Source organism: Malaciobacter mytili LMG 24559 (genome assembly GCF_003346775.1).
Lineage (GTDB): Bacteria > Campylobacterota > Campylobacteria > Campylobacterales > Arcobacteraceae > Malaciobacter > Malaciobacter mytili.
Map to the genome: position 1 here is coordinate 1,967,781 of NZ_CP031219.1, position 26,002 is coordinate 1,993,782.

The window sequence follows — 26,002 nt, forward strand, 5'->3', positions numbered from 1 at the left end:
TATGCAAAAAGTCAAATTACAAAATCTAGATTGTGCAAATTGTGCAGGAAAAATTGAAAAAGCATTAAATAAGATGAAGGAATTAAATAATGTTAAATTAAATTTTTCAACATCTACACTTAGCTTTGAAACTTCTATTGAAGATAAAAATCTTTTAAATAAAATAGAAAAAGAGATACAAAAAATAGAAAAAGAAGTAGTTATATTAAAAGAAGAACAAAAAATACAAAGAACATTTTGGCAGTTGCTTGATAAAAAACTTTTACTTATTACATTAGTTGCTATTGCTCTTACTTTTATTTCTTATAACTATATTTCAAATACAACATTACAATTTATAACTTATTTAATAGCTTATTTTTTAGTTGGTTGGGATGTTTTATATAAAGCTGTTAAAAATATAGCAAATGGTAAAGTTTTTGATGAACATTTTTTAATGGGAATAGCTACAATTGGTGCATTTGTTTTAGGAGAATATGTAGAAGGTATAGCTGTAATGATATTTTATCAAGTGGGTGAAATGTTTCAAGCAGTTGCTGTAAATAATTCAAGGGATAGTATAAATGCCTTACTTGATATAAAACCAGAATATGCCAATGTAAAAGAAAATGATACTATTATTCAAAAAGCACCTGAAGAGGTAAAACTAGAAGATATAATACTTGTAAAAGTTGGTGAAAAAGTTCCTGTTGATGGAGTTATAATTTCAGATAATTCTTCCTTTGATACAAGTGCTATTACAGGGGAATTTAAACCAAAAACTCTAAATAAAGATGATGAAGTTTTAAGTGGCTATATAAATCTATCAAAAGCTTGCTATATAAAAGTATCTTCACTTTATAAAGACTCAACTGTTGCTAAAATTATTGAATTAATTGAAAATGCTTCATCAAAAAAAGCAAAAGCTGAAAAATTTATTACAAAATTTGCAACAGTTTATACACCAATAGTTGTAGTTTTAGCTGTTCTTTTAGCAATACTTCCTCCACTTTTAATTGAAGGTGCTATTTTTAGAGATTGGGTTGAAAGAGCTTTAATTTTCTTAGTTATTTCTTGTCCTTGTGCTTTAGTTGTATCTGTTCCTTTATCTTTTTTTAGTGCAATAGGTGCTGTTTCAAAAAGAGGAGTTTTAGTAAAAGGAGCAAACTATATTGAAAAACTAACAGAAATTAGAAATATTATTTTTGATAAAACTGGAACTTTAACTCATGGAGTTTTTGAAGTAACAAAAATAGAAAGTTTTGAAAATAAAACAGATGAACTTTTAAAGTTTGCAGCATATGCAGAAAGTTTTTCAACTCATCCAATTGCAAAATCAATTGTAAAAGCTTATAAACAAGAAATAGATTCTCAAAAAATAACAGCACATGAAGAGTTAAGTGGACTTGGAGTTAAAGCAGTTATTGAAAATAAAGAGATTTTAGTTGGAAATGATAGATTACTTAAAAAGTTTAATATACAACTAAAAGATATAAAAGAGAATCTTAATGTGGTATATATTGCTATAAATGGTGTTTTTGCAGGATATATTGTAGTAAGTGATATTATAAAAGTTGAAGCAAAAGAAGTAATAACTGAACTTAAAAAGCTTAATATAGAAAAAATCTATATGCTTACAGGAGATAAAAAAGAAGTAGCTTTAGATGTTGCAAATACTATAGGAATAGATGAAGTAAAATATGAACTATTACCTCAAGATAAATTAACAAATTTTGAAGAGATAAAAAAACAAACAAATAAAGTAACAGCTTTTGTAGGTGATGGTATAAATGATGCTCCAGCACTTGCAAACTCAGATGTAGGCTTTGCAATGGGTGGAGTTGGAAGTGATATAGCTGTAAAATCTGCTGATGTTGTTATTTTAAATGATAATATTACTTGTATAAGTGATGCTATAAAAATTGCAAAAAAGACAAAAGTTATTGTATATCAAAATATTATTTTTATTATGGCTATTAAAGTTGGATTTTTAATACTTGGGGCAGGAGCTATGATAAGTATGAAAGAAGCAATTTTTGCAGATGTAGGAGTTGCCTTACTTGCTATTTTTAACTCTATGAGAATTTTAAAAACTATAAAAGATAAACCTAAAATTTGTAAAGATGATTCTTGTAATACAAGCTCTTTTAAACCAACTTTTAAAGAAGAAACTACAACTTGTTGTAGTGAAGGTTCTTGTTGTTCTAAAAGCTAGGAGGTTTCCTAGTTTTTAGCTACTTTTATTGTAAATAATGCTCCATTATCTACATTTTTCACATTTATATATCCATTCATATTTCTTTCTATAATATTTTTTGACATATAAAGCCCTATTCCTGTACCTTGTGTTTTATATCTAGTTGTAAAATATGGATCAAAAATTTTATCAATAATATTTTCTTTTATTCCCCCTGCATTATCGTGTATTTTTACAATAGCATAATTTTCTCCATTTTTTATCTCAATATTTATCTTAGGATTTTCTATTTGCCGTTCAAGTAAAATATCTTTTGCATTACTTAAAATATTTAATATAACTTGAGAATATTCATTTTTATATCCAAATACATTAATATCTTCTTTTATATCAAAAGATACTTCTATTCCATGATATTTTAAAGAAGATTCAACTATAAAATAAGCTTCTTGACAAGCTTTTTGGATACTAAATTCTTCTTTTTCTCCTTGAGGTTTAAAAAAGTTTTGAAAGTCACTTATGGTTTGAGACATATATGAAGTTAATTTATTTGCTTCTTTTATTTTTGTATCTAAATACTCTTTTGTAAATTTATTAAAATCATATGTAACTTTCATATTCATATGAATAGCTGAAATTTGAGCTAAAGGTTGTCTCCATTGGTGGGCAATATTACCTATCATTTCCCCCATAGAAGCTAATTTACTTTGTTGGATTAAAAGTTGTTCTTGTTCTAATCTTTTACTTATTTCTTCTTGAATTTTAATCTCTAGATTATCAATCATATTATTTATCATACTTTTTAATTCATTTAAGGCTTTATTATTTGTATGTTCACTTAATCTAGTTCCTAAATTTCCACCTTTAATATTTTGTAAAACCTTTGTGGCATTTTTAATTAAGGCTTCATTTTGTTCTATGTTTCTTTGAATATTTGCTACATTTTGATTTATCATTGTAGTCATTTGATAAAATTCATCTTTTGTATTTAATTTTATCTCTTCAACTTTTTTCTTTCTATGATTTAAGTAATTAAAAAAATCACTTAAACCTTTTTGAACTATATAAATTGAATTTATTATATTACTAGTAATAAACCATCCAACCACAATTGCAAAAAGTAAAATAATTACCAAAGAAGCGATAATTTCAATTTTAATTTCTTTTGATTTTAAAACTGCTTCATTATAAGCAAGAGTTGCATTATTTAAAGATTTACTTTGCATTTCTAAAAGAGTATTTACAAGTAGATGAAACTGCATTCTACTTGAAGTGGTTACATTTACATAAGCACCCTCTTCAAACTCCTCTTTTAAATATTTTTTTGTATCTTCTATTAAATTTTTATAATTTTTCCACATTTGTACTAATTGAATATTTGAAGAAGAAAAAGTTTCAAACTCTTTATCAAGTTTAGTTATAAGTATATTTAAATTTTTTTCAATATCAACTCTAATTTGACCATTAGGAGCCATCACTAAAGATTGTGAAATCTCTCTTAATCTATATAAAGGAGTAATTATTCTATCTTGTAGGGATAAAACTGTTTGAGATTTACTATGAACTACTTTTAAAGTCTCTTTATTTTGTTCACTTATATTTATAGATTTATAACCTAATACTGCAATAGAGGCACATAAAATAAAAAATAAAACCCCCAATTTAAACTTTATATTTGTTTTTTTAATTAGTTTCATTTTCTGCTCTTTTTGGTTTTACTGCTTTTTTCAAATATTCATCATACTTTTTATTTCCCCTTAAAGACCAATGATCTTTTGTAAGTTCTATTTCCCATAAAGGAATAATCCCTCCTTTATATGGTTTAAAAATTACTTCTTTATTTACTGCAAATACTTTATTTAGTGAAGGGACTCTTAAAGTATAAGCTTCTTGCTTTGCCCTAAAAAGAATATTTTTTACAACCTCTTCATACTCTTGTGTACCAATTTTTGTAATAAAAAACTTTTCAATATATTTTTGCATTATTTTATCTTCTTTTATAGTTGACCAAACACTATTTGCTTCATAAATAAAAAAGACTGTCCAAGGGTTTTGGTAATACCAATCATCATCTCCCCAAATAAGTAAATCCCATTTTTGAGTATTTTTATTACTATTTGTTGTTAATAATTGCTTATAAATATCTTTTTCACTATTTGTAATTGTATAATGAAACTTTACTGCATATTTTTTTAATTGAAACTCTATTCCTTTAAATAAAAACATAAATCTATCTTGGGTAAAAACCTCTAAAGTTAATCCATTTAACAAATTGGCTAACTCTTTAGGGGTAAAATTTGTATCAGATATTGGATATTTTTTAGCAATTTTTTCAACTATTTTATAATTAATTGAAGTTGTAAAAGCAGAGATTTTACCTTCATTTTTATATACAAATTTCAATAAATTCTCTTGATTTAAAGCTTGATTTAAAGCCTGCCTTACTCTTTTATCTTGAAGTTTATTATTTCCATTTATTAAATTAAAAAAGATTACAAAATTATCTGTTGATTTAGAAATTATTAATTTTGAATAATCAGATAATAAAACCTCTAGTTTTTTATTAAATGGAATTGGCATTAAATCAAGTTTTCCTTCTTTTTTTGTTATATCTTCTATTGCTTCATTTATATTTAATTGTGTATAAACTGTAATTGAATTTATTTTTGGAAACTGTTTATTCCAATAATATGGGTTAGCAATTAGTTCTAGTTTTTCTGTTTGTTTATCTCCTATTGCAAACCCCTCTTTTAAAATATAAGGTCCCATACCAAAAGCACCTGCTGCTTTATTTGCAGTTCCTGTCTCTTTTCCCACAGGATTATATTTTTGAATATACTCTTTTGTATAAAAATATACCCTTGCTAAATCGGTTAAAAACATCTCATATTTTTCTTTTAAGACAAATTTTAATCTATATTCATCTAGTTTAATAATCTCAAAATCTATCTTATCAATATTTGTATACAAAAAAGGATTCTTTCTAAAAAACTCTAAATTATAAATAGCATCATCAATAGTAAAAGGCTCTCCATTTTGAAACTTTAGATTTTCTCTTAAAGTAAAAATATATGTATAATCATCTACTCTTTTATGAGATTTTGCCAAATCATAAACCCAGCCTTGGTCATTGTCATAAGACCTAATAAGACCTGAATTTGTAGATTTTGCAATATATGAATAGGGAATGGAAGGTAAAAAAATATTTATATGAGAGTTTGGTAGAAGTTTAGGGGCAACTCTACTTAAAGAGTCATCTTCCCTAAATTCAAATTTTGAAACAATATTACTATTTGAACTAACAAAAGAAAAAAATAAGCTTAGAAAAAATATTAATTTATACAAGTTTATACCCTACCCCAGATAGATTAAAAATCAAATCTGTTGGAAGTTTTTTTCTAAGATTTCGAACAAGTGAGCGAAGTGCACTATCTGTCATAATATCATCACCCCAAACCTTATCTTGTAATTCTTCATAAGTTACAACTCTATTTTGATTTGCTATTAATACTTCAAAAAACAACATCTCTTTTTTATTTAATATTAAAGCTTCATCTTTATATTTTAACTCTTTTTTATCATAGTCATAACTATAATTTTTATTAACTTTTAGAAATATCTTTTTATTTATAGTTAAAATTTCTACACATTTTTCTAAAACTTCAAATAAAACTTCAAGCTCAATTGGTTTAACAATATACTTTTCCATATGTAATTCAACAGCTTCCAACAGATATTTTTTATCTGTATGGGCTGTTATCATAACTATTGGAATTTCTCTATTTGTTTGTCTTATTTTTTTAACAAACTCTATTCCATTTATAATAGGCATATGAATATCACTTAAAATAATATCTGGATTTTTCTGTTTATAAAGTTCTAAAGCCTCTTTGCCATTTGAAGCTTGAAAAACCTCTTTTACATAATAGCTTAGACTATCAGCAATATTTTCTCTTATACCTACTTCATCTTCTGCATAAAGAATTGTTAAACCTTTTAATTTTTCTAAAACTTCTTTTTGCATAAAGACTCCTTTTTTTGATTATAACAAATTTTTAATGTTTTGTTTTAACCAAACCATCTGAAGAGTTAGATTTTAAATATCTTAGAAGATAAGAAGCTTCTTCCTCATCAAGTTTTGCAAATCCTTTCATAGTACCAAAAATAGCTTCCCATTCCATCATAGTATGATGATTTACTTCAGGACCAGCATGACATTGAGTACACATTTCAAAGTAAAACTCTTCATGCTCACTCCAAATATCTCCTAAGTCAGCAGAAACTAACTCTTTTGAAAGTGTTCCAATTAACTCTACTTGCTCATCTTTTTTATTTACTTTAAAACCATTATCAATTTTCGCAATTAAAAGGTCTTTTGTTTTAGTGTTATAAACCTCATCACCAAAAATATACCCTTTAATTGAAACTTTTACTTCTTTACCTAAATCTTTTACTATTAAAAGAGGAACTCCCACATAAACTTTTGCAGATTTTCCATCTTCACCTTTTAATATTGTATCTTGATATATAAAACTATCTTGTGCATTTACTTGGGCAAAAATCCCAAGTAAAGCTAAGATTGCTATTGATTTTTTAACTAAATTTCTCATCTTAAGCTCCTATAATTTTTGGTGGTTGATACGCTAAGTTTGGCCTAACTGTCCCAGCTTTTCTTATACTTACTAATACTGTATTAGCAGTTGTTGCTTGTGCCATTTGTGATGTAGGTCTTGATGAAGTAAGTACATTTACTTGCCCTGAATTACATCTTGTAATATCTTTTTGATTATCTTCAGGAGAGTACCAAGCACCCTCTTCTATTGCAACAACACCTTCTCTAATTGTATTTGTAATTACAACTCCAGCAAGTAAACTTCCTCTATCATTGTAAACTTCAACAATTTCTCCATCTCTGATATTAAATTTTTTAGCATCATTAGGATTAATTCTAATTGGCTCTCTACCTTGTACTTTGTGTACATTTTGTACCCAAGTGTTATCCAATTGAGAATGAATTCTATATGTTGGATGAGGAGATACTAAATGTAATGGATATTTTTTCACTAACTTTTTATTTCCTAACCACTCTGCTGGTTCAAACCACATAGGATGACCTTTAAAATCTTTATATCCAAAGCTTGCAAATTTATCTGAATAGATTTGAATTTTTCCTGTTTCAGTTTTTAAAGGATTTGCAATAGGATCTTTTCTAAAGGCTTCATGTCTTACAAAGTTTTTAGCATCTTCTGGAATTTCATATTTAATTACACCTTTTTCCCAAAACTCTTCAAAAGAAATACCCATCTCTCTTTTTGCATATGATCTTTTATATAATCTTTCTAACCACTCTTTTACACTTCTATCTCTTGAATATCTTTTTGCTTTTCCAAATTTTTCAGCTAATAGTGTAAAAATTTCATAGTCATCTTTTGATTCATATCTTGGTTTTACTATTTGTTTCATTGCATAAATTCTATCATTTGAATAAGACATACCAGAAGCTATATCATCTCTTTCCATAGTTGTAGTTGCAGGTAATACAATATCTGCCATTTTTGCAGTGGGAGTCCACCAAGGCTCAACTACTACTAAAGTATCTAATGTTCTTAAAGCTTTAATTAACTCATTTACATCAGGTTGATGACCAATAGGTGAACCTCCCGCACTTAACATAAACTCAACTTTTGGATAAACTATCTCTTTACCTTTGTAAGTTACTGTTTGACCTGGTTTATTAATTAAATCACTCATTCTTGAAGCAGGAATTGCAATTTTTACATTATCTCCACCACCTTGGCTCATTCCACCAACAGTAGCTTTACCTGAACTTGCATCTCCTCCACCTTCGTAGTGCATAGAAAATCCAAAACCACCACCTGGTAATCCAACTTGACCAATCATAGAAGCTAAAGTAATAATACACCAATCAACTTGCTCTCCATGATGTGCTCTTTGTAAAGCCCAGTTTCCAGCAATAAATGTTCTATTTGATACCATAATATCAGCTAATTGTTTAATAGTTTTTGCTGGAACTTCTGTTAATTTTTCTGCCCATTGAGGAGTTTTTTCAACACCATCTGTTTTACCTAAAAGGTAAGGTAAAAATTTATCAAAACCATAAGTATATTTATCAATAAAAGCTTTATCATATTTTTTTGATTTATATAAGTAGTTCATCATAGCAAGCATCATTGCCACATCACTACCTGGTCTTATTTTTATCCAATCAGCCTTGAACTCTTGAGCACTCATAGTATAAATAGGGTCAATAGAGATAACTTTAATCCCTGCTTTTTTATACTCTTCATAAGCATCATAACATCTATGATTTGGTACAGAATATCCTGCTCTATTTGTTTTATATAAATCAGCACCCCATAAAATCATAACTTTTGTATTTTTAATAATTTGCTCATGTGCTGTTTGAATAGAATAAACTTCCATATCTCCAACAATTGAAGGGTTTACTTGCCCTGCTGCACCATTACTATACTCACCTGAAGTTCTAACAGCTCCACCAATAATATTAAAAAATCTTCCAGCTAAAGCATTTGGTTTAAAAGCTCCTGGATGAGCCCACCCTCCATAAGAAGCATTATAAAGTGCTTGATTTCCACCATTTGCTTGTGCTTTTTTAATAGCTTTAGCTACTAAATCAATAGCAGTATCCCAAGATACTCTTACAAACTCCTCTTTTCCTCTTAAGTCACCTCTACCTTTTCCTTCAAGGTAACTTTTTCTTACAACTGGATATTTTACCCTTGAGTTTGAGCTATTTCTATCTGCTAAGCTTTTTACCATTACAGTTGGATTTGCATCTGAATCTAATTGAGATGAAATATCTACAATTTTTCCATCCCTAACATGAGCATAAAAAGCTCCAAAGTGTGAAGCACTTGGGATTTTTTTAGTTCTTGTTGCAAACTCTTTTGCTAATACTCCTGAAACACTACCACTTCCTACAACAGCTGCTGATGCAACTGCACCAACTTTAAGAAAATCTCTTCTTGAATTGTTCATGGTTTATCCTTTTTTTCATTTATATTGAAAGTCTAACAACAAAAAATCGAAAAAAAATCGAATAATTATATTATTTGACATATTTTTTAAAAGATTTTGCAAATATAAAATTTCTAAAGTTGGTATAATAAAAAGATGAATAATAAAATTTTAAACGAAGCAAATAAACTTATTAAAGAAGATGGGTTATATAACACTTTTATAAATGATATTAAGTTATATAAAACACAAAGTTTTTGTCCAAGAGGACCACTTATATATGATGTCTGTTTAGTTTTAGTTCTACAAGGAACTAAAATAGGTTATTTAAAAAATAATACTTTTACATATAATAATAAAAAATATTTAGTAGTTCCTACAACTTTACCTTTTGAATGTGAGACTATTGCTTCTAAACAAGAGCCTTATATTTGTATGCTTATTTCTATAAATAAAGAACTTATGTATGAAATAATAGATTTAATAGGAAACCAAAAGAAAAATAAGAAGTATGAGCTTGCTGTTTTTAGTGATGATGTTACTTTAGAAATAGAAGATATTACATATAGACTTTTAAAGACTTTACAAAATAAACAAGACAGTGAAATCTTAGGCACAAATCTTTTAAAAGAACTTTTTTATAGAGTAGCAAAATCCAAAAATGCTTGTTTTTTATATAATATGTTCTTAAATGATAAAAATGAAGCAAAAATTGCTAGAAGTATAAGATATATACATAAAAACTATAATGAAAAACTAGACCTTAATAATTTGGCAAAAAAAGTAGATATGAGTATCTCTTCTTATCATAATTATTTTAAAAAATCTACTTCTTATACACCTTTACAATATATTAAAAATATTAGATTAAATAAAGCAAAAGAGTTGCTTTTAAAAAATTATCAAGTAAATGATTGTGCCTATGAGATTGGGTATGAAAGTGTTTCTCAATTTAGTAGGGATTTTAAAAGCTATTTTGGAAAGCCACCCAAAGAGATTAAATCTCTTTAGGCTTTAAAGCTAAAGTCAAAATTTGCTCAACTTTATCTAAAGTTAAATTACCTTTTTCTCCAAGAGCTGTCATATTGTGATTTTTAAGAGCAGTTGTAATTTTACTAATTACCTCTTTATCCCCATTTATATAATCATTTAAATTTGTAGAAATCCCTACACTATTATATAACTCTTCAATTTTATCTATTACTTTATTTGCATCATCTATATTTAATATATTTTTTCCCATTTGTAAAAGTTTTTCTTTTTTATCTTCAAACATTACTTTAAAAAGCTGTGGTTGAACTATTGCTAAACTTCTTCCATGATCTATTCCATAAAAAGCAGTTAATTCATGCCCTATCATATGTGTTGCCCAATCTTGTGGCACACCAGCACCAATAAAACCATTTAAAGCCTGATTTGCTAAAAGCATCAAATCTTCATGCCAAGAGTACTCTTTTCTTTTATCCCAAGTTTGCATTAACTTTACTAAACCTTTTAGTATTGTTTCACTATATCCATCATGAATTGGCGAATTATTTGGATATGTTATATATTGTTCACATGTATGAACAAAAGCATCAACAACCCCATTTGCAAGTTGTCTATCATCTAAAGTAGCCATTACACTAGGATCTAATACTGCAAATTTAGGGAAAATAAAAGGTGAAAAGAAATATCTTTTTTCATTTGTAGCTTTTTTTGATACTACTGTTCCACTATTTGATTCACTTCCTGTTGCAGGTAGTGTTAAAATAGCTCCAAGAGTAACTGCAGCTTTTGGTTGAGAAGTCCCATCTAAAAAATCCCAACCATCACCCTCATATAAACTAGCAGCAGCAAGATATTTACAACCATCAATAACAGACCCTCCACCAACAGCTAAAATAAAATCTATATTTTTCTCTCTTACTATTTCAACAGCTTTATTCATTGTTTCAACTGTTGGATTTGGCTCAACTCCACTAAATTCAAAAAATGTATAATCTTTTAAAACTTTTACCACTTGTTCATAAACACCATTTTTCTTAATTGAACCACCACCATAAACAAATAATACTTTAGAATCTTTTGGAATATAATTTGTGATTGACTCAATTTTTCCTTCACCAAACTCAATAATAGTTGGATTATGATATGTATATGTCATAGTTTATCCTTTTAAAAATTTTCTATTATTATATAGATAAAAGATGTATTTGCAAATAGCAAATCTTATAAATTATATGTATTTTTCTACAAATTTTAAAATTCGATTTTTTTTCTACAATTTTAATTTATACTTCCCAAACATAAAAAATAAATCTAATAATAAAAGTTAAGTTTATTTTAAAACATACAAAGGATAACAAATGAAAACTCTAAAAATTTCTTTAGTTACAGCTCTTGCTTTAAGTGCTTTTAGTGTAAGTTTAAGTGCTGATACTTTAGAAGAAGCCTTAAAAAATGGAAAAGTAAGTGGTGATGTAAGTATTACTTATGAAAGTAGAAAACAAGATAAAGAGATTTCTGCATATTATTCAGATACTGCTTATAGTGTTGGTTCTATTGGATTAAATTATAAAAGTGCTCAGTTTTATAATTTTAGTGTAAATCTTGGAGTTAGAGGATATAAAACTATATTTGAAGATGATAAAAATTTTAGAACTAATCATGGAAAAGGTGATGCAAGTGAAAGATTTTATAAAGATGGAAAAAATAAAAGTGTAGATTTTGAAACTGCTTATTTAGCATATGATTTAGAAAATTTACATATTAAAGCTGGTAGACAATTTATTTCAACTGAGTGGATTAATAAAACACAAGATGCAATAAGTTTATATTATGATTTAAAAAATACAAATATTGAAGCTATTTGGACAAATAGACATGGTAGAGTTTATGCAAGGGATTATAGACCTATGACTGAGGTTAATAAAGGAAATGGAGGTTTATATAAACTTGGAATTACACATAACCTTACTAATTCATTTGCTATTAAAGCTTATGGTTTAACAGCCCCATCACTTAAAGATATTTATGGAGGAAAAATTACATATAAATCTTCTATAAATGAAGTAAAATTTGGTTCAATGATACACTATGCTTCTACAAACGAAGATGAAAAAAATGTAGAAGATAGCAATATTTTAGAACTAAAAGCTTTTGCTAGTTTAGGTGGATACACTGCAACTTTAGGATATGTACAAATTGATAAAGATGCTGCTTTTAATCATATTGCAGGAGAGACGATTATTCCTTTTGAAGAAGGGGATCAAATGTTTTTAAAAGATGCTAAAACTACATATGCAATGCTTAGTAAATCTTTTGGAGATGTATCTTTAACTGCTTTATATGGAATTACTGATTATGAAAATAAATATGATAAAGACGAGTTTAACTTATGGGTTGATTATAAAGTTAATAAAAACCTTACTTTAAATCTAGGGTATGCCCTTACAAATGAAGACTCAAAAGATGCAAATACTACTGATTTAAATCAGTTAAATGCAACTTTAGTTTATAGTTTTTAACACTTACTCCCTTTTTTAGGGAGTATAAAACTGCCTCTGAAATTTTGTCTGCTTTTGTTTAGTGTTTTCAAATCTTGTGAATTTATTTGAAAACTATAGAGATAGTTTTATATTTCTTAAAAAAATTACTTTTTAGACCCAGTCCTTTTTTTATAATTTGAAAATAAACTTAATTTTAAATATTAGTTTAAATCAAATTAAAGGAAAACAATGAAAACTATCAAATTAAGCCTAATTGCTGCTTTAACATTAGGAACATGTTCATTTGCAAGTGCTGATTCTCTTTTAGAAGCCTTACAAAATGGAAAAGTAAGTGGTGATGTAAGTGTTACTTATGAAACAAGAGATTTTGATAAAAAAGTAGGTACTTATTATCAAGATACAGCTTATAGCGTTGGTTCATTTGCTTTAAAATATGAAACTGGAACTTGGAATAACTTAAGTCTTACTACTAAATTTAGAGCTTATAAAACTCTATTTGAAGACCATAAAAACTTAAGAACTTGGAAAGGTAAAGGTGATGCTAGTGAAAGGTTCTATAAAACAGGAGATGAAAAAGATATAGATGCAGAAGAGTTTTTTGTAAAGTATCAATATGAAAATATTACTGCAAAATTTGGTAGACAATTTATTGTTTCAGATTGGTTTGCAAAAACTCATGATGCTATTAAAATAGATGCAGTTTTTGATAATACTTCAATTGAAGCAATTTGGTCTAAAAAAATTGGTAGAGTTTATGCAAGAGAATATAGACCAATGGAAAATATCAATGAAAGCAAAGGTGCTTATAAATTAGGTATTTCTCATAAATTCAATGAAAATATTAAAGCTACAATATATGATATATATTTACCTGATGACCATTATAAACTTGGTGGAAGAGTTGATTTAAATTATAAAGATTTTAACTTTAGGGCTGATTATGTTCAACAAAAAATGCATAAAGATTTAAATAAAGATGATACTGATTTCTTGCATTTAAAAGCAAGTGTAAATATTCTTGGGTTTAATGCAGCTATTGGATATGCAAAAGTTGGTGATGATGATACACACTTTATTGGATATGGAGCTACAGGAGAATCATTATGTCCTTTTGAAGAAGGAGATGCTTTTTATTATAGAAATGCACAAACATACTATGCAAGTTTAAGTAAATCATTTGGTAATTTAGATGCAACACTACTTTATGGTATTTTTAATAACTATAAAACAGATTCAAATAAAGAGTTTGATGCTGAAGAGACTACTTTATGGTTAGGATATAAAATATCTGATAATTTAAAAGCAAATGTTGGATATACATATTTTAATACAGATGATGTAAATGGATATGTTGGGTCTGATATGAACCAATTAAATGCAACATTAGTTTATAGTTTCTAATTTATACTCCCTTTTTTAGGGAGTATAAAACTGCCTCTGAAATTTTGTCTGCTTTTGTTTAGTGTTTTCAAATTTTGCGAATTTATTTGAAAACTATAGAGGTAGTTTTATGCTTCTTTAAAATATTGAAAAATTAGGATTATAGAGATTATAAATAGTACTATTTTTATAAGTTTTAAATATAAAGCCGTATCTATTTTTCTTTTTACTTTAATACCTAAATATAAAGAAAAAGAGATAAGTAAAATCGAAGCAAAAGAAAAAGTTAATTGTTCAGTATTAAAATTTCCATTAATTGAAAAAAGCACTATTTGAATAATTTTTCCAAGTAAAAAAGATAGATTCATAGCTTGAATTAATTCAGCTTTAGTATATTTTGCTTCAAGGGCATATATCATTAATATTGGACCAATTACATTTGTAAGTCCACCCATAAGCCCTGCAAATAAAGAAAATCCTACAAAAGTTGATTTTGGATGGGTTTTAAAAGTAGGAATAGTTAAATTTATCTTATTTGCAAAAAGATAAAAAAGAATTACAAAAGCCAATAAAAGTTTAAAAATATTTGAATCACTAAAAATAAGTATTTGTGTACCTATTGCACTTCCTAGCATTACAAGTAAAGCCAAGGGTAAAAAACGCTTAAAAGCACTTATTGTATTACCTTCACTTAAAAAACTTACTAAGTTTACTACCAAAGTTGGAATAAGAGTAAGAACTATTGCTGTTTGAATATCAGTAAAAAGTGCTATTAATGGTGTAGGAATTATTGCAAATCCAAAACCTGCAACTCCATGAACAAAAGAAGCAATTAGAAGTATTATAGAGACTAATACTATAAATTCTAAATCCACAATATGCCTTTTTAAAAAAGTTTAAAACACTAACATAATAAAACTTTAGTTTTAAAAAAAGTAAAAGTTTAATTGTAATTTAGTAATTTTTTCTTTAAAAATGTGTTACAATTCATTCCTGACAACTGTCAGGTAAAAAAGGAGTAGAGTTTGACAAAAGAAAAAATAAAAAAAGCAGCTTTAAAAAACTTTGCTATAAATGGATATGAAGCTACCTCTTTAGCAAAAATAGCTCAAGAAGTAGGAATAAAAAAACAATCTATTTCAACATACTTTTCTCAAAAAGAAGAGTTATACTTTGCTGTTTTTCAAGAAATGACAAATGACTATATAACTTATTTAGAAAAAGTAGTAAAACAAATAAGTACAAAACCAGCAGATATAAAAATAAAAACTTTAGTTTATAAAATATATGAATTTGCTGTTACTTATCCTTTATACAATATGTTTTTTAATAGAGCCTTACATTTTTCACCAACCTTTTTACAAGAAAAGATTAAAAATGAAATTCAAAAAATGGAAACTTTATCTTCAAAAATTTATAAAGAAACCTTTAATGAAGGAATTAAAACAGGTCTAATTAAAAAGCAAGAACTTGAAAGTTTAGTGGCTGCTTTTTATTGTTTAATTGATGGAATTTCTATACAAATGTTAATTTATGAAAAAGAAGAATTTCATAAAAGACTTGAAAGTATCTGGAATATTTTTTGGGAAGGAATAAAAAAATGAAAATAAAACTTATAACAACAAAACAAGAGTTAGAAAAAGCTTTTGAAATTAGAAAAAAAGTTTTTGTAGAAGATCAAAAAGTATCTATGAAAGAAGAGTTTGATAAATATGAAACAAGCTGTGAACATATACTTGCTTTTATTGATAATTTAGCCATAGCAACTGCTAGATTAAGAGTAGTTGATAATATAGCAAAACTTGAGAGAATTTGCGTTTTACCTTTATATAGAAAAGATGGTATTGGCAAAAAACTAATTTATGCTTTAGAAGAAATTGCATTAGAAAAACAGCTTAAAAAAGCAAAATTACATGCGCAAACAAATGCCCAAAGCTTTTATGAAAAATTAGGTTATAAAGCAGAAGGAAAAGTTTTTTTTGAAGCAGGAATTGAACATATTTTAATGATTAAAGAGTTAAAAAGTGAAAAAATATAGAAAAGTTTTTTTTTATAATATTGGTATTTTTATACTTGCTTGTGGCTGTATGCTAACAATAAAATCAAATTTTGGAGCAGGACCTTTTGATGCACTATTGGTTGGATTATATAAAACCTTTGGATTAACTATTGGAAGCTGGGAGATTGTTTTAGGGCTTATTTTAGTTTTATTAAATGCCCTAGGAAGTAAATCACGCCCTGAATACTTTGCTCTTGTAACTTCTCTTATTACAGGAGTATGTATAGACTTTTGGATATTTACAGCAGGAGTTTTTATAGAACCACAAAGTTTAGCTTTTCAAACTATATGCTTTTTTATAGGATTAGTATTGATGTGTTTAGGTGTTGCTTTAAATATACAAGCAGATTTTGCTCCAAATCCAATGGATAGGTCAATGATAGTATTATCAAAACTAATAAATTGTAGTTTTTCTATCTCAAGGGCAATTTTAAGTTCTATTTTTGTAATTTTTGCTTTTATTTTTAATGGACCAATTTTAATAGGTACTTTAATAGTTGCAATATTTGCAGGCATAATAATAAAGTTTTTTATTCAATATGTACATAAATTTGATTTAAAATATTTTAGTTGATTAAAAAGGAGTTACTTTAAAAAAGTGGCTCCGAATACTGGATTCGAACCAGTGGCCAAGTGATTAACAGTCACCTACTCTACCGCTGAGCTAATTCGGAACGCAAAAATAGATTTAAATAAGTGGCTCCGAATACTGGATTCGAACCAGTGGCCAAGTGATTAACAGTCACCTACTCTACCGCTGAGCTAATTCGGAACTTATTTAAAAAAGTATTCATTAAAGAAATGGCTCCGAATACTGGATTCGAACCAGTGGCCAAGTGATTAACAGTCACCTACTCTACCGCTGAGCTAATTCGGAATATGTTATTTCCTTTAATGGGCTGGAATTATAGTAAAAATTTGCACTTTTGTCAAGTAAATATCGAGATTTTTACAAAATTTTATAAAATTTTAATCCACTACTATCAATTATAGAAATTTTACCTTCTTTTAAGAGATTTTCTAACTCTTTTTTTGAATTTTCATCATACATATTTTCAATATCTTCAAAAGTTAAAGGACGCCTACTTAACATAGAAATTATCTCTTCTTTTGTGAAACTTTGAAGTAATTTTGGTCTATTTTTATAAGCAATATTTACATTTATACCTTTAAAAGAGTTTGCAATACTTTCTAATGTTTCAAAACTAACAGGTTGCACTTTATATGCAGGTGGTCTATCTATTGTTCCTATATCTACTCTTGTGGGATTAATTTTTTTAATAGCTTCATATAATAAAGCTATCTCTTCTTTATTATCATTTAAATCTTTTACAAAAAGAACTTCTAAAATAAAATCATTTTTAAACTTTTTAGAAAACTCCATCATAGCAGGAACTATTTTATCAATTTCAATACTTTTATGAACCCTATCTAGTTTTTTAAAGCATTTCTCACTTACACAGTCTAAAGATAATTTAACCATATGAAGTTTTAATAAGGCATCAAAAACCTCTTTTTTATAAATAGTACTACCATTTGATAAAATAAGTGTTTTTGTATTAAGTTTTAGCAGCTCTTGTATTAATTCATCCAATTTGGGATATAAAGTTGGTTCTCCATTTGCAGTTAGTGTTATAACATCAATTTTAGGATGCTTTTCAAAGCTTTTTTTAACTTCATTTATTATCTCTTCAACACTTGGGTATTCACTCATTTTATCCATAGTTTTAGCAGGTTTTAATTCACAATATAAACAATCAAAATTACACTGTTTTTTACTAACTGATAAATCTATTCCTAAAGAAATACCAAATCTTCTTGAAGGAATTGGACCAAAAATTATTGAATTTGACATTGATTTTTTTCCTTTTAAATAAAAAAAGAGAAGATCAAACGACCTTCTCTTTTTATTTTTTCTAATTTTTAATAGATTTAAGCTTTTTTTGAAACTCTATGACATTCATTTACAAAGTGTTTTGCATTTTCAACTGGTACATCAGGTAAAATACCATGACCTAGATTAAAAATATGTCTTTTTCCACCCATTATTTCTTGTATTTTTTCAATACAAGCTGTTGTTTTTTCTTTTGAGTATAATCTACAAGGTTCCATATTCCCTTGTAATACATATTTATCTCCAAGTTTTTCTTTTGCCAATGCCATTGGAGTTGACCAATCAACACCAAATACATCAAAATTTCCATAAATATCATCTAAATATTGTCCAATACCTTTAGGGAACATAATAACAGGAATTTCTGGATATTTTTCTTTTAAATATTCTGCAATTTCAACCATATATTTCCATGAGAACTCAAAATATGCATTTTTTTCTAAAGCTGCTGCCCATGAATCAAAAATTTGAACAACATCAGCACCTGCAAGAATTTGATTTTCCATATAATGTTTTACAACTTCAGTAACTTTTGCAAGTAATTTATGCATAAGTTCTGGATTTGAATAGATAAGTTTTTTACAAATATTATATGTTTTAGTTCCTTGTCCTTCAATCATATATGTTGCAAGTGTCCAAGGTGCTCCTGTAAATCCAATAAGAGCCTTATCTTCAGGTAGTTTTTCTTTTAATAGTTTAATTGTTTCATAAACATAAGTTAATTTATCAGCTGCTTCTTTTCCACCTAAAAGTGCATCAATATCAGCCTCAGTTTTAATAGGATCTTTAAAAATAGGTCCTTCACCTTTTACAAACTCTAGGTGCATTCCCATCTCATTTGGTACAACTAAAATATCACTAAATAAAATAGCCGCATCCACTCCAACTATATCAAGTGGTTGAATTGTAACTTCACAAGCCATCTGTGGATTATGACATAAATTTAAAAAGTTTCCAGCTTTCGCTCTAACTTCCATATATTCTGGTAAATATCTTCCTGCTTGTCTCATCATCCAAACTGGAGTATAAGGTGTCTCTTTCCCAAAACAAGCATCAACAAAAATTTTTGACATTTATAAACCTTTTTATTTTTTTCCAACTTTTCCTAAGAAGAAAAGTCCTATTGATAAAGCTGTAACAGCTAAAGCGAAATATAACATCTCTAAAGCCGTTGTATATTCTGTGTGTAAAACTCTTTGAAAAAAGTTTACAACAAGTACCATTACTATAACTTTTGCAATTTTGTCTTTTAATTGATCTAATGTTTTAATTGATAGAATTTTTTGATCATCTAAAGCATGTTGATTACAATCTATGGGAGAGATAAAAAGCTCATACACTCCAAAAGAGAAAATTAGCATAACAACAGCAATTAAATATAAATCAACTGCTCCAATAATACCACTTACAATATCTTCATGGTAGTTTTCAGGATGAGCTCCTGTTGTAATAGTAGTATATGTAAACTTAGCAACTTCAAAAATATCCATACTTGCAACAATAAAAAGAACTAATGCTCCAAGTAATCCAAAAATAACAGCCAAGATTACAAGAAATCTTGACTGCCACATTGCGCTTTCAAAAAGCTTTTCAATCATTAGTTATTATTCTCCATTTCAATCCATTTTAAAGCAATTCTAACAGAATTAGTTGCTGCTCCAACTCTTACTTGATCCGCAACATTAAAATAGTGTACTATATTATCAGCATAAACATCTTTTCTAATTCTACCAACATAAGTAATATCTGTATCAGTAGCAATAATTGGCATAGGATATTGTTTATTTTCTAAATCATCAATAACTTCTACATTTTCAAAGTTATTTAATGCTTCTCTTACTTTTTCAACATCAACTACAACATTATCTTCAAAAGTAACAGTAATTGATTCACTATGACTTCTTAATACAGGAACTCTTACACAAGTTGCTGCAATTTGCATTTTTTTATTCATAATTTTTTGAGTCTCATTTACCATTTTCATCTCTTCTTTAGTGAATCCATTTGGTTGAGCAACATCAATTTGAGGAATAACATTTAAAGCAATTTGATGTGCAAATGCTTCTTTTTCACTCTCTTCTAATTTAAAAGCAAAAAAAGCTTGCATTTGTTTTACAAGTTCTTCCATACCAGCTTTTCCAGCACCACTTACAGCTTGGTAAGTTGATACATCAACTCTTTTAATTCCATATAATTCATCAAGAGGTTTTAAAGATAATACCATTTGAATAGTAGAACAATTTGGATTTGCAATAATTCCCGTTTCTTTCCATTTAGCAATCTCTTCTGGATTAACTTCTGGTACTACTAAAGGAATATTTGGCTCCATTCTAAAATGACTTGTATTATCAATTACAACAGCTCCTGCTTCAACTGCATATTTAGCAAATTTTGCAGAAATACTTCCACCTGCACTAAAAAAAGCAATTTCAACTTCATTTTCTTCAAAAGAAGTTTCAGTTAATTCTAATACTTTATACTCTTTATTTTTATATTCAATTGTTGTTCCAGCACTTTTAGCACTTGCTAAAGGTACTATATTATTTACAGGGAAATCATATGCTTCCATAACTCTAAATAGTTCTTCTCCAACTGCACCTGTTGCTCCAACAACAGCAACATTAAATTTTCTCATTATTCATTTTCTCCATTTTCTAATAAGTTTGAGTTTGTATTTTCTTCATCTAAAGAAGTATTTTCTACTAAATTTGTATCATCAATTATACCAGCTAAATCTGTTGCTGATTCAATATCTAATTCATCATCTTCTTCTTTTGGACACTTAGCAATTGATACAACTTTATCACCTTTATCAACATTTACTATAATTACCCCAGAAGTATTTCTTCCAGCTTTTCTAATAGTTTGCATATCAACTCTAATCATTTTTCCAATTGAAGTTAAAGCCATAAGGTCTTGTGATTCATCAACAATAACAGAACCTACGATATTTCCAGTTTTTTGATGTAATTTCATAGCAATAACACCAGAACCAGCTCTATTTGTAAGTCTATATTCATCTACTGTTGTTCTTTTTCCAATACCTTTTTCAGATACAGTTAATAACTCTTGCTCTTCATTTATAATAACATCAGCATCAACAACAAAATCAGAGTCATGTTTAAACTTAATACCTCTAACTCCCCTTGTACTTCTACCTTGTTCTCTTGTTTTTTCAATTTCAAATCTAATACATTGACCTAAACTTGTAAAAATCATAAAGTATTGTGCACCAGGAATTGTAATTTTTGCTGTAACTATCTCATCAGTATCATCAAGAACAATAGCTCTTACTCCATTACTTCTTATATTACTAAATTCAGCCAATGAAGTTCTTTTTACAATACCATTTCTAGTAAAGAATGCTAAAGATTTAGTTTCATCAAAATCAGTAGTTGGAATAATAGCCATAATTTTTTCTTCAGCTCTTAAGTTGATTAAATTAACTACTGCTTTTCCTTTAGCTGTTCTACTACCTTCAGGAATTTTATATACTTTTAACCAATATAATTGTCCCATATTTGTAACAAACATTAAAGTATCATGCGTATTTGTAACAAAGAATCTTTCAATAAAATCATCATCATGTGTAGTAACTGCTATCTTACCTTTACCACCTCTTCTTTGTTTTTCATATGATTTAATTGGAACTCTTTTTACATATCCATTATGAGTAATAGTAACAACCATTGGCTCATTTGGAATTAAATCTTCAATATCAATTTCATCATATGAATCTTCAATTTCTGTTCTTCTTGCATCAGAATATTTATCTTTAATTTCAGTAATCTCTTCAGTAATTATTTCATTTAATTTTTCTTCAGATCTTAAAATAGCTTCTAATTCAGCAATTAAAATTAATAACTCTTGATATTCTGCTTCAAGTTTATCCCTTTGAAGACCTGTTAATCTTCCAAGTCTCATATCTAATATAGCTTGAGACTGAATAGGAGATAATTCAAATCTACTTTGAAGTTTTTCTTTTGCATCAGTATCATTTGAAGAAGATCTAATAATTTTTACAACTTCATCAATATTATCAACAGCAATTTTTAAACCTTCTAAAATATGCGCTCTAGCTTTTGCTTTTTCTAAATCAAAAATTGTTCTTCTAATAATTACAGTTTTTCTATGAGATAAGAAAAGAGTTATTAATTCTGGAAGATTAAATACTTTTGGTTCTTTATTATGAACTGCAAGTAAGATAATCCCAAAAGTTGTCTCCATTGGAGTTGACTTATAAAGATTGTTTAATACAATTTCACTCATTGCATCTTTTTTAAGTTCAATAACAACTCTAATACCTTCTCTATCAGACTCATCTCTAACTTCAGCAATTCCATCAATATGCTTATCTTTTGCTAAAGTGGCAATTTGTTCAATAAGTCTAGCTTTATTAACTTGGTAAGGTAATTCATCTAATACAATAACTTCTTTTTTACCTCTAGTTTCAATATGGTGCTTTGCCCTTATCTTAACTCTTCCTCTTCCTGTTTTATATGCTTCAATAATTCCTCTTCTTCCAAAGATAATTCCACCAGTAGGGAAATCAGGTCCTTGAACAAATTCCATTAACTCTTCAGCAGTAGCTTCAGGATTTTCAATCATATGTAAAACTGCATCAAGTAATTCTCCTAAGTTATGAGGAGGAATTTTTGTAGCCATACCAACAGCAATACCTTCACTTCCATTTAATAAAAGTGTTGGAACTCTTGTAGGTAAAACAGCAGGCTCTTTTAAAGTGTCATCATAGTTAGCAACAAAATTTACAGTATCTTTGTCAATATCTCTTAATATCTCTTCAGAGATTCTAGTCATTCTAGCCTCTGTATACCTCATCGCAGCCGCATTATCTCCATCAACAGAACCAAAGTTTCCTTGTCCATCAACAAGAGGTGCTCTCATTGAAAAGTTTTGAGCCATCCTAACTAAAGCATCATATACAGAGCTATCTCCATGTGGGTGATACTTACCTATAACATCCCCTACAATCCTTGCAGATTTTTTATAAGGAGATCTTGCACTCATATTTAAATCATGCATTGCATAAAGAATTCTTCTATGAACAGGCTTTAATCCATCTTTTGCATCAGGTAATGCCCGTCCAATAATAACACTCATTGAATAGTCTAAGTAAGAAGCTTTAACGCTATCTTCTATGTTAATATCTATAATATCTTGATTTTCGAAAAGGTTTTCCATAAAAAAACGCCTTTATTTTATAAAATTGATATATTTTAGCTAAAAAGGCCTTAGTATTAGTTAATATGAGAATTTAAGCTAGGAATAAAAAAGGGATTGAAAAAAATTCAATCCCTTTTTTAATAGTTTTAGTTATTTTTATAGTCCATTATCATACTATAAATTTCATCTTTAATTTTAAGCTTTTCTTTTTTCTTTTTTTCTATCTCAAATTGATCAGCCAAAGATTTTTCCATTTCAACAATTTCATCATCTAATTCATTATGTTTTTCAAAGATTTTATGAAAGTGAGCATTTTCTTGCTTTAATTTTGTGATAACATCTCTGTGTTCATGAAACATTTTTCATCCTTTAATTTGAGTTATAACACAATTATAACAGTTAATTTCTTAGAATAGATTTTTTATTTAAAGAAAGTATTAAAAAAGTAGATTTTTAATTTTTAGGGTAATAAAACTACCCTAAAAATAATAGATTTATGTTCTATAATCTGCGTTTATTTCCACATATTTATAACCTAAGTCACAACCATATGCAGTAAAGTTATAAGTTCCCACACCTAAATCACAAACAATTTTAAATTTATCATTTTGTAAAACTGATGCAGCTTTTGCTTCTTGTTCTTTATCAAAGAAGATTTCACCCTCTTTATATACAATTACATCATTATATGAAATAATTAACTTATCTTCATCACAAGTTATTCTACTTGCTCCTATTGTTGAAGCAATTCTTCCAAAGTTTGGATCTTCACCAAAAAGTGCAGTTTTAACTAAAAGTGAATTTGATAAAGCTTTTGCAGCTTTTTGTGCTTCTTCATAAGTTGCTGCATTTTTTACTTCAAAAGCAACTGCTTTTTTTGCACCTTCACCATCAGCTACCATTAACATAGCCATATCATGCATAACCATTCTTAAAGCTTCAAAAAATGCTTCTTTATTATAAGCATTTGATTTTTTATTTGTTAAAAGCAAAACTGTATCATTTGTTGAAGTATCACCATCTACTGAAATAGCATTGAAAGTTGTTTGGCTATTTAATTTTAAAGCCTCTTTCATATCTTCTTTAGGAACAGCAGCATCTGTACAAATAAAACAAAGCATTGTTGCTAAATTTGGGTTTATCATACCTGCACCTTTTGCAACAGAACCTATTTTAAATGAACTTCCATCTTCAAGTTTTACTTCATACATAGAAGTTTTAGAATAAGCATCAGTTGTCATAATTGCTTTTGATAAATTTTCACCATTTTTTGCACTTAAATTAAATGTTTTTGCACCATTTACAATTTTTTCAACTGGAAGTGGATTTGCAATAACACCCGTACTACTCATAATAGGATTTGTTAATTCAAAAGGTAAAGAAGCAAAAACAGTATTTATATTTTCTATTCCTTTTTTACCAGTTAGTGCATTTGCATTTTTTGAATTAATTAAAACAAAATTTGTTTTAAAATCCTTTTCATACATTAAATAGTGTTTTAAAGGTGCAGCTTGAAACTTATTTTCTGTAAAAATAGCTTCAACATCACATAAAGTATCACTATAAATAAAACCTAAATCTAAAGCATTATTTGCTTTTAATCCAGCATGAATCCCATCACAAAAAAATCCATCTATTTGGTCAATATAACCTTTTATTGGCAAAATAGTAAACATCTTATAAATCCTTTGGTTTTTGACTATACGCAAGTATTCTTTTAGATTTTGAAATCCCTTTTTGATTCCCTACTAAAAGCAATTTACAATTTGCTCTAATTATTGTTGTTCCTTTAGGCATTTGGATAAATTTGCCATTTGCTTCAGTAATACCAATAATAGAAACTTTCATTCTATCCCTTAAGTGTAAATCTTGAATTTGTTTATCAACAGCCCAAGATTCTTCACTAACAAAAGCCTCTTCCATATCAATAGGAGTATCTTTTTTATATAAAAATTCATCAAGTACATTTTCCATATCAGGCCTAATAGCCATTGCACTAACTCTTTTAGCCATTAACGATGGAGGAGCAACCACTTTATCTGCTCCAAGTTTTTTTAATCTTACTTTATCATTTTGTGTTTCAGCATTTGAAATAATTAAATATGGACTTCTTCCAAGCTCTTTTTCATATAATCTTACTGATGCAATAAGTGTAATGTTATCTGAAATATTTTTTGATAAAGAAATAGCTCCTTTTGCTGAACTTAAATGAGATTTTAAAAAAGCAATCTCTTTATAAGGTTCTTCTTTTACAAAATATGGATAATTGTGTTCTTTTGCAATTTGTTCCATATCTTCTCTTGAATCAACCACCACAAAAGGTATATGATTTTCTCTAAACTGTTTAGCCAATTGAGAAGTATATTCATTGTGGTGAAATATAACAAAATGTCTTCTAAGCCTAGCAATTTTATAAAGCATATTTCTTTCCTTAATTAACTTGAAAAGTGTTCCATTTGATATTGTATTAATCAAAATCCCCACTGAGAAAGTAAGTACTGCAAACCCTGATAACATCAATGTAACAGTAAATACAATACCTGCATTACTAAAGTTCCCCTCATTTAAAGCACCAAATCCAGTTGTTGTAAATGTATATGCAGATTGAAAAATTGCATGCATTATTGAATAATCTTCAATATATACATATCCAAATGTACCTATCATTAAAATTATTTGAATTAAAATAAGTGGTAGTCTAAAAGGTTTTAATTGAGAATAAATTAAAGGGTTTAAGTCGTATTCAGGCTTGCTTGACCGTATTTCCCAGCCAAGAGCTTTTTTTGTTTTTTTAAAGAAGCTCATGAAAGCACTTTTCT

Annotated in this window: 22 protein-coding genes and 3 tRNA genes; 7 read left to right on the forward strand and 18 right to left on the reverse strand. The window is 27.7% G+C overall.

The genetic code is table 11. From position 1 onward, the window contains the following. Nucleotide 1 precedes the first annotated feature (1 nt). Nucleotides 2-2,194: a heavy metal translocating P-type ATPase gene (locus AMYT_RS09605; protein WP_114842334.1), complete on the forward strand. Its 2,193-nt coding sequence runs from the start codon at nt 2-4 to the stop codon at nt 2,192-2,194. Between the two features lie 8 nt (nt 2,195-2,202). Here the strand turns inward: AMYT_RS09605 and AMYT_RS09610 are convergent, their stop codons facing one another. Genes AMYT_RS09610 through AMYT_RS09630 form a run of 5 tightly spaced genes read right to left on the reverse strand, consistent with a single transcriptional unit; the run spans nt 2,203 to nt 9,196 of the window. Beyond that, nucleotides 2,203-3,873: a sensor histidine kinase gene (locus AMYT_RS09610; RefSeq protein ID WP_114842335.1), complete on the reverse strand. Its 1,671-nt coding sequence runs from the start codon at nt 3,871-3,873 to the stop codon at nt 2,203-2,205. Continuing rightward, nucleotides 3,860-5,521 carry an ABC transporter substrate-binding protein gene (locus tag AMYT_RS09615; RefSeq protein WP_162919501.1) on the reverse strand — a complete coding sequence of 554 codons (1,662 nt, stop codon included), beginning with the start codon at nt 5,519-5,521 and terminating at the stop codon, nt 3,860-3,862. Before AMYT_RS09615 ends, AMYT_RS09610 begins: the two co-directional genes overlap by 14 nt. Then, nucleotides 5,514-6,200 carry a response regulator transcription factor gene (locus AMYT_RS09620; RefSeq protein WP_114842337.1) on the reverse strand — a complete coding sequence of 229 codons (687 nt, stop codon included), beginning with the start codon at nt 6,198-6,200 and terminating at the stop codon, nt 5,514-5,516. Before AMYT_RS09620 ends, AMYT_RS09615 begins: the two co-directional genes overlap by 8 nt. Nucleotides 6,201-6,231: 31 nt before the next feature. Next, entirely contained in the window at nt 6,232-6,786 is a 555-nt protein-coding gene (locus AMYT_RS09625) for a hypothetical protein (RefSeq protein ID WP_114842338.1), read from the reverse strand. 1 nt (nt 6,787) lies between these two features. Further along, a complete protein-coding gene (locus AMYT_RS09630; RefSeq protein ID WP_114842339.1) occupies nt 6,788-9,196 on the reverse strand; it encodes a molybdopterin-dependent oxidoreductase in 2,409 nt (802 codons plus the stop codon). Between the two features lie 135 nt (nt 9,197-9,331). Between AMYT_RS09630 and AMYT_RS09635 the strand changes: the two genes are divergently transcribed. Continuing rightward, nucleotides 9,332-10,186 (forward strand): AraC family transcriptional regulator, encoded by an 855-nt coding sequence (locus AMYT_RS09635; RefSeq protein WP_114842340.1) that lies wholly within the window; start codon nt 9,332-9,334, stop codon nt 10,184-10,186. On the opposite strand, the gene AMYT_RS09640 is transcribed toward AMYT_RS09635, so the two are convergent. Next, entirely contained in the window at nt 10,173-11,321 is a 1,149-nt protein-coding gene (locus tag AMYT_RS09640; protein WP_114842341.1) for an iron-containing alcohol dehydrogenase, read from the reverse strand. The genes AMYT_RS09635 and AMYT_RS09640 overlap by 14 nt on opposite strands. Before the next feature lie 202 nt (nt 11,322-11,523). Between AMYT_RS09640 and AMYT_RS09645 the strand changes: the two genes are divergently transcribed. Both AMYT_RS09645 and AMYT_RS09650 read left to right on the forward strand, forming a co-directional pair. Beyond that, complete coding sequence (locus AMYT_RS09645; RefSeq protein WP_114842342.1) at nt 11,524-12,684, forward strand: Opr family porin; 1,161 nt, start codon at nt 11,524-11,526, stop codon at nt 12,682-12,684. Nucleotides 12,685-12,894: 210 nt separating this feature from the next. Then, nucleotides 12,895-14,067, forward strand: a complete 1,173-nt coding sequence (locus tag AMYT_RS09650; protein WP_114842343.1) for an Opr family porin — start codon at nt 12,895-12,897, stop codon at nt 14,065-14,067. 107 nt (nt 14,068-14,174) lie between these two features. On the opposite strand, the gene AMYT_RS09655 is transcribed toward AMYT_RS09650, so the two are convergent. Next, nucleotides 14,175-14,921, reverse strand: coding sequence for a sulfite exporter TauE/SafE family protein (locus AMYT_RS09655; protein ID WP_114842344.1), 747 nt, complete (start codon nt 14,919-14,921; stop codon nt 14,175-14,177). Nucleotides 14,922-15,071: 150 nt separating this feature from the next. Between AMYT_RS09655 and AMYT_RS09660 the strand changes: the two genes are divergently transcribed. Genes AMYT_RS09660 through AMYT_RS09670 form a run of 3 tightly spaced genes read left to right on the forward strand, consistent with a single transcriptional unit; the run spans nt 15,072 to nt 16,679 of the window. Then, nucleotides 15,072-15,650 (forward strand): TetR/AcrR family transcriptional regulator, encoded by a 579-nt coding sequence (locus AMYT_RS09660; RefSeq protein ID WP_114842345.1) that lies wholly within the window; start codon nt 15,072-15,074, stop codon nt 15,648-15,650. Continuing rightward, nucleotides 15,647-16,084 (forward strand): GNAT family N-acetyltransferase, encoded by a 438-nt coding sequence (locus AMYT_RS09665; RefSeq protein ID WP_114842346.1) that lies wholly within the window; start codon nt 15,647-15,649, stop codon nt 16,082-16,084. Before AMYT_RS09660 ends, AMYT_RS09665 begins: the two co-directional genes overlap by 4 nt. Beyond that, on the forward strand, nt 16,071-16,679 hold the full coding sequence (locus AMYT_RS09670) for a YczE/YyaS/YitT family protein (RefSeq protein ID WP_114842347.1): 609 nt from the start codon (nt 16,071-16,073) through the stop codon (nt 16,677-16,679). The genes AMYT_RS09665 and AMYT_RS09670 overlap by 14 nt, the downstream gene beginning before the upstream one ends. A gap of 25 nt (nt 16,680-16,704) precedes the next feature. Here the strand turns inward: AMYT_RS09670 and AMYT_RS09675 are convergent. From AMYT_RS09675 to AMYT_RS09725, 11 genes are all read right to left on the reverse strand, one after another. Next, a tRNA-Asn gene (locus AMYT_RS09675) sits at nt 16,705-16,779 on the reverse strand. Nucleotides 16,780-16,802: 23 nt separating this feature from the next. Continuing rightward, nucleotides 16,803-16,877, reverse strand: a tRNA-Asn gene (locus AMYT_RS09680). Between the two features lie 30 nt (nt 16,878-16,907). Continuing rightward, nucleotides 16,908-16,982, reverse strand: a tRNA-Asn gene (locus AMYT_RS09685). A gap of 72 nt (nt 16,983-17,054) precedes the next feature. Beyond that, nucleotides 17,055-17,960, reverse strand: a complete 906-nt coding sequence (locus AMYT_RS09690; RefSeq protein ID WP_114842348.1) for a radical SAM protein — start codon at nt 17,958-17,960, stop codon at nt 17,055-17,057. 77 nt (nt 17,961-18,037) lie between these two features. Beyond that, nucleotides 18,038-19,072, reverse strand: a complete 1,035-nt coding sequence (hemE, locus tag AMYT_RS09695; protein WP_114842349.1) for a uroporphyrinogen decarboxylase — start codon at nt 19,070-19,072, stop codon at nt 18,038-18,040. 12 nt (nt 19,073-19,084) lie between these two features. Next, nucleotides 19,085-19,597, reverse strand: coding sequence for a YqhA family protein (locus AMYT_RS09700; protein ID WP_191287664.1), 513 nt, complete (start codon nt 19,595-19,597; stop codon nt 19,085-19,087). Then, entirely contained in the window at nt 19,597-20,634 is a 1,038-nt protein-coding gene (locus tag AMYT_RS09705; RefSeq protein ID WP_114842350.1) for an aspartate-semialdehyde dehydrogenase, read from the reverse strand. The genes AMYT_RS09700 and AMYT_RS09705 overlap by 1 nt, the downstream gene beginning before the upstream one ends. Then, nucleotides 20,634-23,201, reverse strand: coding sequence for a DNA gyrase subunit A (gene gyrA, locus AMYT_RS09710; protein WP_114842351.1), 2,568 nt, complete (start codon nt 23,199-23,201; stop codon nt 20,634-20,636). Before gyrA ends, AMYT_RS09705 begins: the two co-directional genes overlap by 1 nt. 128 nt (nt 23,202-23,329) lie before the next feature. Next, on the reverse strand, nt 23,330-23,542 hold the full coding sequence (locus AMYT_RS09715) for a YdcH family protein (protein WP_114842352.1): 213 nt from the start codon (nt 23,540-23,542) through the stop codon (nt 23,330-23,332). 135 nt (nt 23,543-23,677) lie between these two features. Continuing rightward, nucleotides 23,678-24,859, reverse strand: coding sequence for a bifunctional glutamate N-acetyltransferase/amino-acid acetyltransferase ArgJ (gene argJ / locus AMYT_RS09720; RefSeq protein WP_114842353.1), 1,182 nt, complete (start codon nt 24,857-24,859; stop codon nt 23,678-23,680). A gap of 1 nt (nt 24,860) precedes the next feature. Next, nucleotides 24,861-25,988 carry a potassium channel family protein gene (locus AMYT_RS09725; RefSeq protein WP_114842354.1) on the reverse strand — a complete coding sequence of 376 codons (1,128 nt, stop codon included), beginning with the start codon at nt 25,986-25,988 and terminating at the stop codon, nt 24,861-24,863. Nucleotides 25,989-26,002: the final 14 nt, after the last annotated feature.

What these genes read in the sequence shown, in the direction of transcription:
- AMYT_RS09725 (WP_114842354.1), bottom strand. Translation starts at nt 25,988, where the DNA reads ATGAGCTTCTTTAAAAAAACAAAAAAAGCTCTTGGCTGGGAAATACGG.
- AMYT_RS09635 (WP_114842340.1), top strand. Translation starts at nt 9,332, where the DNA reads ATGAATAATAAAATTTTAAACGAAGCAAATAAACTTATTAAAGAAGAT.
- argJ (WP_114842353.1), bottom strand. Translation starts at nt 24,859, where the DNA reads ATGTTTACTATTTTGCCAATAAAAGGTTATATTGACCAAATAGATGGA.
- AMYT_RS09665 (WP_114842346.1), top strand. Translation starts at nt 15,647, where the DNA reads ATGAAAATAAAACTTATAACAACAAAACAAGAGTTAGAAAAAGCTTTT.
- AMYT_RS09690 (WP_114842348.1), bottom strand. Translation starts at nt 17,960, where the DNA reads ATGTCAAATTCAATAATTTTTGGTCCAATTCCTTCAAGAAGATTTGGT.
- AMYT_RS09705 (WP_114842350.1), bottom strand. Translation starts at nt 20,634, where the DNA reads ATGAGAAAATTTAATGTTGCTGTTGTTGGAGCAACAGGTGCAGTTGGA.
- AMYT_RS09605 (WP_114842334.1), top strand. Translation starts at nt 2, where the DNA reads ATGCAAAAAGTCAAATTACAAAATCTAGATTGTGCAAATTGTGCAGGA.
- hemE (WP_114842349.1), bottom strand. Translation starts at nt 19,072, where the DNA reads ATGTCAAAAATTTTTGTTGATGCTTGTTTTGGGAAAGAGACACCTTAT.
- AMYT_RS09630 (WP_114842339.1), bottom strand. Translation starts at nt 9,196, where the DNA reads ATGAACAATTCAAGAAGAGATTTTCTTAAAGTTGGTGCAGTTGCATCA.
- AMYT_RS09700 (WP_191287664.1), bottom strand. Translation starts at nt 19,597, where the DNA reads ATGATTGAAAAGCTTTTTGAAAGCGCAATGTGGCAGTCAAGATTTCTT.
- AMYT_RS09650 (WP_114842343.1), top strand. Translation starts at nt 12,895, where the DNA reads ATGAAAACTATCAAATTAAGCCTAATTGCTGCTTTAACATTAGGAACA.
- gyrA (WP_114842351.1), bottom strand. Translation starts at nt 23,201, where the DNA reads ATGGAAAACCTTTTCGAAAATCAAGATATTATAGATATTAACATAGAA.
- AMYT_RS09620 (WP_114842337.1), bottom strand. Translation starts at nt 6,200, where the DNA reads ATGCAAAAAGAAGTTTTAGAAAAATTAAAAGGTTTAACAATTCTTTAT.
- AMYT_RS09645 (WP_114842342.1), top strand. Translation starts at nt 11,524, where the DNA reads ATGAAAACTCTAAAAATTTCTTTAGTTACAGCTCTTGCTTTAAGTGCT.
- AMYT_RS09640 (WP_114842341.1), bottom strand. Translation starts at nt 11,321, where the DNA reads ATGACATATACATATCATAATCCAACTATTATTGAGTTTGGTGAAGGA.
- AMYT_RS09625 (WP_114842338.1), bottom strand. Translation starts at nt 6,786, where the DNA reads ATGAGAAATTTAGTTAAAAAATCAATAGCAATCTTAGCTTTACTTGGG.
- AMYT_RS09715 (WP_114842352.1), bottom strand. Translation starts at nt 23,542, where the DNA reads ATGTTTCATGAACACAGAGATGTTATCACAAAATTAAAGCAAGAAAAT.
- AMYT_RS09610 (WP_114842335.1), bottom strand. Translation starts at nt 3,873, where the DNA reads ATGAAACTAATTAAAAAAACAAATATAAAGTTTAAATTGGGGGTTTTA.